Annotated in this window: 9 protein-coding genes; 4 read left to right on the top strand and 5 right to left on the bottom strand. The window is 34.8% G+C overall.

All coding sequences use genetic code 11. From position 1 onward, the window contains the following. Window positions 1-145: 145 nt before the first annotated feature. From guaB to ACQKCJ_RS20815, 4 genes are all read right to left on the bottom strand, one after another. A complete protein-coding gene (gene guaB, locus ACQKCJ_RS20830) occupies window positions 146-1,618 on the bottom strand; it encodes an IMP dehydrogenase (RefSeq protein WP_271335398.1) in 1,473 nt (490 codons plus the stop codon). A gap of 250 nt (window positions 1,619-1,868) precedes the next feature. Continuing rightward, entirely contained in the window at window positions 1,869-3,269 is a 1,401-nt protein-coding gene (locus ACQKCJ_RS20825; RefSeq protein WP_271335399.1) for a DUF5723 family protein, read from the bottom strand. Further along, window positions 3,266-3,817: a hypothetical protein gene (locus ACQKCJ_RS20820; protein WP_271335400.1), complete on the bottom strand. Its 552-nt coding sequence runs from the start codon at window positions 3,815-3,817 to the stop codon at window positions 3,266-3,268. Before ACQKCJ_RS20820 ends, ACQKCJ_RS20825 begins: the two co-directional genes overlap by 4 nt. Before the next feature lie 121 nt (window positions 3,818-3,938). Beyond that, window positions 3,939-4,805 (bottom strand): hydroxymethylglutaryl-CoA lyase, encoded by an 867-nt coding sequence (locus ACQKCJ_RS20815; RefSeq protein ID WP_271335401.1) that lies wholly within the window; start codon window positions 4,803-4,805, stop codon window positions 3,939-3,941. A gap of 184 nt (window positions 4,806-4,989) precedes the next feature. Between ACQKCJ_RS20815 and ACQKCJ_RS20810 the strand changes: the two genes are divergently transcribed. Then, window positions 4,990-5,604: a SatD family protein gene (locus tag ACQKCJ_RS20810; RefSeq protein WP_271335402.1), complete on the top strand. Its 615-nt coding sequence runs from the start codon at window positions 4,990-4,992 to the stop codon at window positions 5,602-5,604. Beyond that, window positions 5,601-6,317, top strand: coding sequence for a DUF3307 domain-containing protein (locus tag ACQKCJ_RS20805; protein ID WP_427402854.1), 717 nt, complete (start codon window positions 5,601-5,603; stop codon window positions 6,315-6,317). The genes ACQKCJ_RS20810 and ACQKCJ_RS20805 overlap by 4 nt, the downstream gene beginning before the upstream one ends. On the opposite strand, the gene ACQKCJ_RS20800 is transcribed toward ACQKCJ_RS20805, so the two are convergent. After that, window positions 6,303-7,337 carry a quinone-dependent dihydroorotate dehydrogenase gene (locus ACQKCJ_RS20800; protein ID WP_427402853.1) on the bottom strand — a complete coding sequence of 345 codons (1,035 nt, stop codon included), beginning with the start codon at window positions 7,335-7,337 and terminating at the stop codon, window positions 6,303-6,305. The two genes, ACQKCJ_RS20805 and ACQKCJ_RS20800, sit on opposite strands and share 15 nt — an antisense overlap. A gap of 433 nt (window positions 7,338-7,770) precedes the next feature. Between ACQKCJ_RS20800 and ACQKCJ_RS20795 the strand changes: the two genes are divergently transcribed. Further along, window positions 7,771-8,904 (top strand): formylglycine-generating enzyme family protein, encoded by a 1,134-nt coding sequence (locus ACQKCJ_RS20795; RefSeq protein WP_427402852.1) that lies wholly within the window; start codon window positions 7,771-7,773, stop codon window positions 8,902-8,904. A gap of 252 nt (window positions 8,905-9,156) precedes the next feature. Further along, window positions 9,157-10,434, top strand: coding sequence for a peptidase T (pepT, locus tag ACQKCJ_RS20790; protein WP_271335406.1), 1,278 nt, complete (start codon window positions 9,157-9,159; stop codon window positions 10,432-10,434). The last annotated feature ends 1,012 nt before the right edge of the window (window positions 10,435-11,446 follow it).

Genomic DNA, 11,446 nt, shown 5'->3' with positions numbered 1-11,446 from the left:
CACCCTTGCATTCAGCTAACACTTCCCACTGTAAAGGCGTGTTCGGGACTTACACCCTAGAGTTATCGCCCATGCTGGGCACACAACAAAAAAAGGCATAAGAATCAAACTCTTATGCCTTTTGTTTTATAATAAAAACTAAAAATTATCTTGAATAATTTGGAGCTTCTTTTGTAATTGTAACGTTATGCGGGTGACTTTCTGTAATTCCGCTTGATGTGATTCTAACAAAACGTCCCGTTTCTTGTAAAGTCGGAATGTCTTTTGAACCGCAGTATCCCATTCCGGCACGAAGACCACCAACGAATTGAAGCATACTTTCGTTCAATTCACCTTTGTAAGGAACACGACCAACAATTCCTTCCGGAACTAGTTTTTTAACGTCATCTTCAACATCCTGAAAATAACGGTCTTTCGATCCGCCTTCCATCGCTTCAACAGAACCCATTCCGCGGTAAGATTTGAATTTTCTTCCTTCAAAGATAATTGTTTCTCCCGGAGATTCTTTTGTACCTGCTAATAATGAACCTAACATCACACAGTCAGCACCGGCAGCGATTGCTTTAGGAATATCTCCTGTATAACGAATTCCACCATCAGCAATAACCGGAACTCCGGTTCCTTTGATAGCCGCAGCTACTTCAAGAACTGCTGAGAATTGAGGAAAACCAACACCTGCAACAATACGCGTTGTACAAATAGAACCAGGTCCTATTCCTACTTTAACACCGTCTGCACCGTTTGCTACTAAATATTTAGCTGCTTCCGGAGTTGCAATGTTTCCTACGATTACATCAATATTAGGGAATTTTGTTTTTACTTCTTTTAATGTATTTACTACACCTTCAGTATGTCCGTGAGCAGTATCAATAATGATAGCGTCTACACCGGCAGCAACTAATGCAGCAGCTCTTTCGACAGCATCACCAGTAACACCAATTGCAGCAGCAACTCTTAAACGACCAAAAACATCTTTGTTAGCGATTGGTTTTTGAGTCAGTTTTGTAATATCTCTAAAAGTGATTAAACCAACCAATTCATAATTAGCATTTACAACTGGCAACTTTTCGATTTTATGTCCTTGTAAAACTACTTCGGCCTGCTCTAATGAAGTTCCTTCGGCAACAGTAACTAAGTTTGTACTTGTCATTACCTCAGCGATTGCTCTTGCTCCGTTTTTTTCAAAACGTAAATCACGATTGGTTACAATTCCTTTAAGGATTCTATTTTCATCAACGATTGGGATTCCGCCAATTCCGAATTCTTTCATTGCATTTTTTGCATCTGCAATTGTCGAAGTCATTGGTAAAGTTACCGGATCGATAATCATTCCAGACTCAGCACGTTTTACTCTTCTAACTTTCGCAGCTTGTTGCTCGATAGTCATGTTTTTGTGCAAAACACCAATCCCGCCTTCTTGCGCCATAGCAATTGCCATAGAACTTTCGGTAACGGTATCCATAGCAGCTGATACTATTGGAACGTTTAATGTTATATTTCGTGAAAATTTTGATTTGATACTCACTTCGCGAGGAAGCACATTCGAGTAGTTAGGTACTAATAATACATCGTCGTAAGTTAAACCTTCGCCGATAATCTTGGAGTTGTGTGCTATCATGTTGCAATTTCTAGTTGAATTGCGTGCAAATATAGTGAATAAATTGGAAACTTGAATACTAACTTATTCATAAAATTAACTTTACAAGAAATATCCTATAATTATATGGGTACTATTTTAACCATATAAGATATATAAGTTCATTTAATAACTTGCATATGGTTACCGATTACGCTCGAATTAACAGTCCTGTTACAGCTACTAATTAAAATTGGAATTTCGAATTTTTATATTGGAATTTTCAAAAAAACTAATCCTCTGAATCGTGAAAGACAAAATTAAAGCCGAACTGAAATGCTATACTATTGGCTTTTGAAACATCTTTGTATTCGAGAACATTATCGACAAGAAGATACATATTGAGTTTCCCGACTGTTCCTGAAAGTCCTAAACCGATATTTTTATTAGAATACGAATCAATTGTATAAGTTGCTTTGACATCTAATTTATCAAAAACACTTCGTTTGTAAAAAGCAGTTAAAGCAACAAAAGGTTCTACCGGCATAGACATTATAAACAATTGCCCTCCCACTGCGTTGACATACTTTCGGACTGTTCTTCCTTTACAATTACAAGCATCATCTGAGCGTGATTCGCCCCAGGAATACTGCATCGATGAATAAAATTTAGTTGGTCGCCAAGTTGTATATTTATTATAGAGTGTATCTCGTGGTATGGCTTTCTCAAACTCATCAAATATATTTTTGGGCTTATTTGTGGGATCAAAACTAGGGTTTACTCCATCATATTTATAAGTCCCTTTGTATGTCAGGGTCTCGATATCTTTAGTATGTCTTATAAAACCGAGATCGACAATACTTGCCGTAAATTGAAGATTATCCTTAAAATAATAGGTCAGTCCGGCATCGATTCCCAAACCTAAACTTCCGTTAAAGAACGTATTATGTGCAATATCCTTTGGAATATTTCCTTCGTATTCGTCTTTTGTAAATGTTCCAATCCCTGACGTTTTCAGTTCTAAATTTGATTCTATTATTTGATTATAGATATTTGGAGATCCTGCCGCTTGTCCTGTATAAATAAAACCCGAATTTTTAGTAGATGTTGCATTTGCACCACTTGAATACAGTTTTGCACGACCGCCTAAAACAAGTTTATCATTTAATTTTTTATGAAATCCCACGTGAAAGACAGACAGCACTTCGGCTCTGACATTTAAATCAGCCAGATTGAATGATTTACCTATATAATCCCGATTTCCATCTAGGGCTAATATAGCCAAATCTTTTGGAACGTACATTAAAAAATCAAACTCCTGATAGGCTCCAAACGAAATATAAGATTGACTGTCCTTTCCTCCCACTCTAAAACCACCTGAAAATAATTCGAGTTGCTGATTGACCTGAGTCTTATCTTTGGCTGAAGAATTATTAATAACGTTACGGACTTTGTCATTAAAATCTACTCCGTTATTAGCAAATAAATCATAAGCAGAAAAACTACTTGAACCTAAATTCGCATAAACCCCGGACAAAAGAGGAACTCCAAAATAGAATTTATACGAAACATCAGCTCCTGGATTTACGAGTGACGATTGCGGAATAGCCGTAAAATTATACAACACTTCTTTGTTTTGGGCAAAGGAGGAAAGTTGAAAAGCTACAATTAGAATCAGATATACTTTTCTCATTCTATTACCATATAAACGGTTGCACCTGAGCGTAATTTTAAACTTCCTGTACTATTTTGATCCAGAGGTGGTCCAGCCGCCATTCTGACAAAAAAAGCTATTTTAACCGTTTTTTTCAAGAGTGCCAGTCTTTGATTTTCATAGACTTCAGTTGGGAATTTAACAATATTTGAACTTCCTGAATAGGCTGGAATTGAATAGGTATTGGTTTCCAGTACTTTATTATTAGCATCTAAAAGCACTATATCGAGCGTAAAAGCTCTAATTATTGTATTTTCTAATTCGAAATTCAGTTCTGCTTTTACAAGATTATCTCTAAAAAACTTCTCTTTAAAAGCATCAAATTGCTCTACATCAGAGACTATTTGGCCTCCACCAGTATTTGCTAATTGTGTTGCAGGAACATTAAAATAAGCCAGATTGGCTACAAAAACCGGTTCTAGTTTTAAATCTTTAGTCTGATCAAAATCGAGATCGCTTGAACAGGAAAGAAACAAAACTGATGAAAATATTAATATAAAAATCCTATTGATAAGATTTGACTTCATAGAAGTGGTATTTGGATACACAAAAAACGTATTTTAATAACTATATATTGCCCGATTGGTGTTTATCTTTTTGTTATTATTTTCGTCATATTAAACCTGAAGATTATATTTAATTGCTTTATCAGTGATAATTACCAAACAATTTTGAAGCTTCATTATAAGCACTTTCAAAACTTAAAGAGTTTAAACCTGTTGATTTTTTATTGGCTGTAAAATAAGAAATCAATTTTTCTGTAGGCATATTTCCTGTTAGTTTATCTGTAGCCATTGGGCAGCCGCCAAAACCCTGAATCGCTCCGTCAAAACGGGTACAGCCGGCTTTCGATGCTGCATCTATTTTTTCGAACCAACTATTGGGCGTTGTATGTAAATGTGCCCCAAACTCTATTTCAGGATATTTTGGAATTAAATTCGAAAAAAGATATGTAATGACTTCCGGCGTCGAACTGCCAACAGTATCTGAAAGTGATAATATTTTAACGCCCATTCCGGCTAATTTTTCTGTCCATTCGCCAACGATTTCAACATTCCACGGATCTCCATATGGATTTCCAAACCCCATTGAAAGGTACGTTACCACTTCTTTGTTTTTCTTATCTGCAATCTCCAGAATTTCTTCAAGTGTTACTAAAGATTCAGCTATTGTTTTATGTGTATTTCGCATCTGAAAATTCTCAGATATCGAAAAAGGAAATCCTAAATATCGAATTGGTTCATGCTCTGACGCTGATATAGCTCCTTGTGTATTCGCAATTATTGCTAACAATTTGCTTGTGGTTTGCGACAAATCAAGTTGTGCCAAAACCTCGGCAGTATCCTGCATTTGCGGAATTGCTTTTGGAGATACAAAACTTCCAAAATCAATCGTATCAAACCCAACTCTAAGCAAAGCTTGTATATATGAAACCTTGTTTTTAGCAGGAATAAAAGTTTTGATACCTTGCATAGCATCACGCGGACATTCGATAATCTTGATTTCTTTATTCAAAGCTTATTCTTTAGTGAAGGCTAAGTTAACGTCTTTTTTAAAGAAATAAAAGTTATAATTTTCATTAATTACAGTATTACACAATATTGTAATAACACATAACATTACACAAAAACGTAATAATAAATAATATTACATATATTTGTAATATTAAACTTTATTTATTTTTAATTATATTTGAATTATGACAAGCGTAATTACAGGTGATATCATTGACTCCAGAAAACAAAAATCAAAAGATTGGGTAGAAGATTTAAAAAAAATCTTATCTCCTTTTGGAGCAACACCAAGTCAATGGGAAGTTTACAGAGGTGATGAATTTCAGATCGAGATTAAAAATCCCGAAGATGCTTTATTGTCTGCTATTTTAATAAAAGCACATTTAAAAGCTATAAAACTAGACGCCCGAATGAGTATTGGTTTTGGCGACAAGACATATAATGCCGAGAAAATATCAGAGAGCAACGGTTCTGCCTTTATACATTCCGGAGAACTTTTTGAAACATTAAAAAAACAAAAGGTAACTTTAGCAATGAGAACAGGCGATACCAATCTCGATGAAAAAATGAATTTAATGATACAATTGGCGCTTACCTTCATGGACAACTGGCTTGCACAACCTGCACAATTTGTTGCCGCTGCAATAGAAAATCCTACTTTGTCTCAAGAAGAATTAGGACAAAAATTAGGCATTAATCAGGCCGCGGTAAGCCGAAGACAAAAAAGGGCCCAGTTTGATTTGGTACAACATTTAGATCGTTATTTTAGAACAGAGATAAAACAACTTAAAACGCGATGATTTTATTTATAAAACTACTTTTAGCACATTTATTAGGCGATTTTATATGGCAGCCCAACTCATGGGTTAAAGATAAAGAAGCCAGGAAATATAAAAGTATCTATCTCTACTTTCATATTCTTTTGCATGCAATTCTGGCGGCAGTTTTAGTTGGAGAAATTAAGTTTATACCTTATGCTATTTTAATTGCCATTACGCATGGTTCAGTAGATTTGATCAAACTCAATTATCAAAAACCAAATACAAAACGTACTTGGTTTGTTCTGGATCAAATTGCTCATATCCTTATTTTAATTGCAATTGTATTACTCTACAACGGAGAATCCATAAACTTTCTATGGTTTAACAATCAATTTTGGATTTTAATTACCGGTATTTTATTCATCACGAAACCGACTTCTATTTTTATTAAAACCATTATTTCTATCTGGAATCCTGAAAGTCAAAATAGTCACAACGATAATTCACTTGCTACGGCAGGAAATTATATCGGAATACTAGAACGTCTTTTTGTGTTTTGTTTTATCCTAACAGGACATTTTGAAGCAATCGGATTTTTATTGGCCGCCAAATCTATCTTTAGATTTGGAGATTTAAAAGAAGCCAAAGAAAGAAAACTTACCGAATATGTTCTAATTGGTACTTTGATCAGTTTTGGAACTGCTATTATTACAGGATTACTTGTTCAGGCGCTTTTATTACAACTGGTTTAAGATTTTTTTATTGATTGCTTTTATCAAAGCCGGGCCTTCGTAAATAAATCCGGTATACAATTGTACCAAACTCGCTCCTGCATTCAACTTTTCGATAGCATCATCTGCAGAATGTATTCCTCCTACTCCAATAATTGGAAATGCTTTATTGCTTTTTTCAGAAAGAAAACGAATCACTTCCGTCGAACGTTTCGCCAAAGGTTTTCCGGACAAACCTCCCATTTCAGATTGGTTTTCAGACTGCAATCCTTCTCTTGAAATTGTTGTATTGGTTGCAATTACGCCCGCAATTTGAGTCGTTTTTACAATGTCAATAATATCCAATAACTGCTCGTCAGTAAGATCCGGAGCAATTTTTAAAAGAATTGGTTTTATTTTCTGAGTACTTGTTTTCTGCTTTTCAACATTTCTGTTTTGCAAAGTTTGCAATAAAGCCGTTAACGGTTCCTTATCCTGCAAAGCTCTTAAATTTGGTGTGTTTGGAGAACTCACATTTACTACAAAATAATCTACATGATCAAACAAGGCATCAAAACAAATGATATAGTCATCTACAGCATTTTCATTTGGTGTAATTTTATTTTTACCAATATTTCCACCAATCAAAACGCCTGAATTCTTTTTTAAACGTTCTACGGCTTCAAGAACCCCACCATTATTAAAGCCCATTCGGTTAATAATCGCCTGGTCCGCCTTTAATCTGAACAAACGTTTTTTTGTATTTCCTTCCTGGCCAACCGGAGTTACGGTTCCTATTTCTATAAAACCAAAACCAAAATCTGAAAGTTCCTTGTATAACTTGGCATCTTTATCAAATCCCGCCGCAAGTCCCACCGGGTTTTTAAATTTGATTCCGAAAACTTCACGTTCTAAGCGAGCATCTTTTACTTCATAAATTGATCTTATAATCGACGAAACTCCTGGGATCTTTGAAATGAATTTAACAAATGAAAAAGTAAAGTAATGAACTTCTTCCGGATCAAACCAAAAAAGTATCGGGCGAATTATCAATTTATACATAAGAGTGTTGTGTGTGTTTTTTCGATGGCAAATTTAATTATAATACTTCAGACAACTATTAACTAAAATGATTTTTATTTTTTTACAATTATTACTATTTTTTTTTTTAATTTTAATGGGATTAAAAGATTGAAAATGAAATTCATAAAAAAATAATCAGCAAAATAATTATTCTTTAAGCAATTAAATTATTTTTTAAATTTTAAGGAATAGTACAAGACAAAGTAATGACAATAAACCACTTACCATTACTACCTTTAAATATGGGAAATTTAAAAAAGCATTACAACTTATTCAAACGGAAGCAAGAAACAACACTAAAACTATTCGTATTGCAAAAACAAACAACTAATCCTATAGGACAACTATAATTTAAAGTTATTTTTTTAACTTTATTCCCTCTTATATTGACAACACCAAAATCAAATCAAGAATGAAAAATAAAACTTACTGGATTTTAGCAATTCTTACCATCTCTGCTATTTCAATTGCCTATGGTTACACTAAATTTATTCGCCCAGACCAAACGTTGACGGCAATGGATTGTGCCGAAACTGCAAATACATCTGACACTTCTTTATTTAAACCCACGATCGAAAATAAAAACAAACCTGCCGCCAATAAAACTCCTAAAGGAATGGTTTGGATTCCTGGCGGAGAATTCTCTATGGGAAGTAATGTTGCTGATGAAAGTTTATGCAGCATAAAAGGAGTTACAAAAGATGCAGCACCAATACATCAGGTATATGTTGACGGTTTTTACATGGATCACACCGAAGTGACTAATGAACAATTTGAAGCCTTTGTAAAAGCTACTGGCTATAAAACTTTAGCAGAAATAAAACCAACTCACGAAGAATATCCTGATGCTCCGGTAGAAAATTTAGTTGCAGGATCAGCCGTTTTTACCCCTACATCTGCACATGTTAACCTAAACAACTATATGCAATGGTGGACGTATGTTCAGGGAGCTGACTGGAGACATCCCGAAGGAGCCGGAAGCTCAATAATAGGCAGAGAAAAGTACCCGGTAGTTCAGGTCTCATATGATGATGCTGCTGCTTATGCTAAATGGGCGGGCAAAAGATTACCTACTGAAGCTGAATGGGAATTTGCAGCGCGTGGCGGAAAATCCGGGCAATTATATGCCTGGGGAAACACATTGAAACCTAAAGGAAAATTTCAGGCTAACATCTATCAAGGCCATTTTCCTGTCGAAAAAGGAGATACCGGCGAAGATGGCTATATAGGTATTGCACCAACTGCTCAATTTGAACCAAATCCGTATGGTCTTTACGACATTGGAGGAAATGTCTGGGAATGGACTAACGATTGGTATACTGCTGATTATTATTCTGTAATAAGCGAAAAAGATAAAGTTGCCAGAAACCCTCAAGGACCTGAATCGTCATACGATCCCGGAGAACCAAATTTACCTAAAAAGGTACAACGCGGAGGATCATTTTTATGTACAGATCAATATTGCACGCGCTACATGGTAGGTACCAGAGGAAAAGGAGATTACAAATCACCAGCAAACCATATTGGTTTCAGATGTGTGCAATAGTTTTTTTGCCACAAATTACACGAATCTCTACGAATTAATTTAAATATAAAAACGAATTTCAAGAATTTAGATTCTTGAAATTCGTTTTTAAGCATTTATGGAATACCTGTTTATTCCTGAAAATTCATAACGCACTCGTTAGTGAACTGGCAAAGCAAATTCGCAGCATTTTTTTATCTGATTTTACAGTTTTCGTAATTTACAGCTTCACAGCGCCCAATTATTTGCTTATATTTGCTGAAAATTAAAAAAATGCAACATATTATAGATCGTTTTATTAGTTATGTAACTATTGATACCGAGTCAGATCCTAATTCACAAACCACTCCAAGTACAGAGAAACAATGGAATCTTGCCAATAAATTAGTCGAAGAATTAAAAACAATTGGTCTTGACGATGTTACTATAGATGAAAAAGCATACATAATGGCTACTTTACCAAGTAATGTAGATCATGAAGTTCCTGTAATAGGCTTTGTTTCGCATTTTGATACTTCACCGGATTTTAGCGGTGCAAATGTAAAACCTCAAATTATTGAGAATTACGACGGAAAAGATATCATTCTAAACGCTGAGAAAAACATCATTTTATCTCCAGGCTATTTTAAGGATTTACTACAATATAAGGGACAAACTATCATCACAACTGACGGTACTACTTTATTAGGCGCAGATGACAAGGCCGGAATTACAGAAATTGTTTCTGCAATGGAGTATTTAATTCAGCATCCTGAAATTAAACACGGAAAAATTAGAATTGGTTTTACTCCAGATGAAGAAATTGGTCGTGGTGCACATCATTTTGATGTGGAGAAGTTTGGCGCGCAATGGGCCTACACTATGGACGGAAGCCAGATTGGAGAATTAGAATATGAAAACTTTAATGCAGCCGGAGCCAAAATAACCTTTAAAGGAAAAAGCGTTCACCCGGGTTATGCCAAAGGAAAAATGATCAATTCGATGTTGATTGCCAATGATTTCATCAACGAACTTCCAAAAGGAGAAACACCACAGGAAACCAAAGGTTATGAAGGTTTTTTTCACGTACATCACTTAACGGGAAGCATCGAAGAAACAGTTTTAGAACTAATCATCCGTGATCACAACAAGCTTAAATTCGAAAAAAGAAAAGACTTAATTGGAAAAATCGCCAAGAAAATCAATAAAAAATTCGCCAAACAATTTGGTGAAGATATTGTAACTGCCGAAGTTAAAGATCAGTATTACAATATGAAAGAAAAGGTATTACCTGTAAAACATATCGTTGATATTGCTGAAAAAGCAATGAGAGAACTAAACATCAAACCTATCATTAAGCCTATTCGTGGCGGAACTGATGGATCTCAATTATCATTTATGGGATTACCTTGTCCTAACATTTTTGCAGGCGGACATAACTTTCATGGAAAATATGAATATGTTCCCGCAGAAAGCATTCAAAAAGCAACTGATGTTATTGTAAAAATCGCTGAATTAACAGCTATTCCAAGTATTTTTGATGTTGCCGAAAAACCAAAAAGAAAAAGATAATACGAGGAAAATAAATTCCAATTTTGAAGATTGGTGAAAAAATTCCAAATTCCAGTTATTAGCAAAAGCCTTTTTCAAAGTTTGAAAACTTTGAAAAAGGCTTTTTTTATGTGTTTTTTGTCCTTTCGACTGAAGGGAGAAATCACACTAGTTAATCGACAAAGATTGAAGATATACTTTACGGAGTTTCTTGTGTGATTTCTCCCTTTGGTCGAAAAGACAAGATTGAGTTTAAAAAAAATCAAAAAGTGCAATCACTAATTTGGAGTCTCGAATATGTACTAAGTTTTTTGTCCTTTCGACCAAAGGGAGAAATCACACTAGTTAATCGACAAAGATAGAAGATATACTTAACGGAGCTTCTTGTGTGATTTCTCCCTTCGGTTGAAAAGACAAGATTGAGTTTAGAAAAAATCACAAAGTGCAATCACTAATTTGGAATCTGGAATTTTTACTAAGTTGTTGTGTCCTTTCGACCGACAGGAGAAATCACACTAGTTAATCAACAAAGATTGAAGACATACTTTACGGAGTTTCTTGTGTGATTTCTCCCTTTGGTCGAAAAGACAAGATTGAGTTTAGAAAAAATCACAAAGTGCAATCACTAATTTGGAATCTGGAATTTTTACTAAGTTGTTGTGTCCTTTCGACCGACAGGAGAAATCACACTAGTTAATCAACAAAGATTGAAGACATACTTTTACTGAGTTTCTTGTGTGATTTCTCCCTTTGGTCGAGAAGACAAGATTGAGTTTAATAAAAAATCACAAAGTACAATCACTAATTTGGAGTCTGGAATTTTCACTAAGTTGCTGTGTCCTTTCGACCGAAGGGAGAAATCACACTAGTTAATCGACAAAGATTGAAGATATACTTTTACTGAGTTTCTTGTGTGATTTCTCCCTTTGGTCGAGAAGACAAGATTGAGTTTAAAAAAAAATACCAAAGTGCAATCACTAATTTGGAATCTGGAATTTTCACTAAGTTGTTGTGTCCTTTCGACCGAAGGAAG

The organism is Flavobacterium sp. NPDC079362, from assembly GCF_050267765.1.
Taxonomy (GTDB): domain Bacteria; phylum Bacteroidota; class Bacteroidia; order Flavobacteriales; family Flavobacteriaceae; genus Flavobacterium; species Flavobacterium azizsancarii.
The sequence above is the reverse complement of the archived record's forward strand: the minus strand, read 5'-3'. Positions and strand labels throughout refer to the sequence as shown.